General features: G+C 66.4%; 1 protein-coding gene. It reads right to left on the minus strand.

Features of this window, described 5'->3' with window-relative positions:
* Positions 1-1,243, minus strand: a 1,243-nt coding sequence (locus IEY93_RS36710; RefSeq protein ID WP_229691779.1) for an alpha-L-fucosidase, incomplete at both ends; no start/stop codon positions are given.

A 1,243-nucleotide genomic window follows, 5' to 3' on the forward strand; every position in this document is an offset into this window, starting at 1 on the left:
GGCCGCTGCCCGGGCTGGGGATGGCGCCGTTGAAGGTCAGCTTCACCACGTACGCCGGAGCGCTGAACGGGGCGGTGGAGGAGGGCATCGTGATGTGCAGGCCGCTGCCGTCCTGGGTGCGGGTGGGCAGGTTGGTGTACTGGCCGGCCGTGGCGCCGAGCAGCTGCACCGAGGCCAGGTTGCCGAGGTTGATCCGGTTGGAGCCCAGGGTGGTGATGTGCATCGTGGACCCGGGCCAGCCCATGACGGTCGCGTACAGCACGGTGTTGGCCTTGTTGCGAGTGAAGCGGATGTCGGTGTTGGTGCCCGCCCGCGGCGTGACGAAGGAGCCGCCGCCCATCTGCGTCGGGCCCTCACCGTAGACCGCCCAGGCGCGGGTGGCGTAGATCGACTCGCCGAACCGCTTGAGGTAGTCGCCGATGCCCAGCAGGATCGTCCGCTGCCCGGACGGGATGGTGCCGTCGGCCATCGGGGCGATGTTCAGCAGCATGTTGCCGTTCTTGCTGACCCGGTCGATCAGCGAGTGCAGCATGGCGTTGAGCGAGTAGTAGCCGATGCCGTTGGTGTAGCACCAGCTCGAGCTGGAGATGCTGTCGTCGGTCAGCCAGAAGGGGGTCTGGATGCCCGCCGGCCCGCCGCGCTCGTAGTCGTAGACCTCGCCCCTGTTGTTGAAGCCGTCCTTGTAGGTGGCGACGACGTCCTTGTTCCAGGAGACGGCCTTGTTGTAGTAGTACGACAGGAAGTTCAGCCGCTGCGCCTCGGGGAGACGGGGCAGGTTGAAGTCCTGCCAGATGAGGTCCGGCTGGTAGCCGTCGATGACCTCCCTGAGCTTGTCGTACCAGAGCTGGTACTCGGTGTTCGCGTCGAGCTGGCCGTACAGCTTCTTCAGCGAGTTGGTCGACTGCGTGGGCGCCCACTGGTAGAAGCCGGTGAAGTTGTAGGCGTGGTGCAGGGACACCATCAGCTTCAGTCCCTTGCCGCGGATGGCGTCGGCGTGCAGGCGCAGCAGGTCGAGCTTGGGCCCGGTGAGCACCGAGTTCCACTCGTTCACGCTGCTGTTCCACATCGAGTAGCCGTCGTGGTGCTCGGCCACCGGCCCGGCGAACTTCGCGCCGGCGTCCAGGAACAGCTGCGCCCACTCGTTGGGGTCGAAGTTGCCGCCGGCCGACTTGAGCTTCGGCGCGAACTGCACCCAGTTGCCCGCCTTGTCGCGGGCGCCGTTGATGAAGTTGTGGTACGGCCA

It is taken from the genome of Sphaerisporangium melleum (genome assembly GCF_014646695.1).
Lineage (GTDB): Bacteria > Actinomycetota > Actinomycetes > Streptosporangiales > Streptosporangiaceae > Sphaerisporangium > Sphaerisporangium melleum.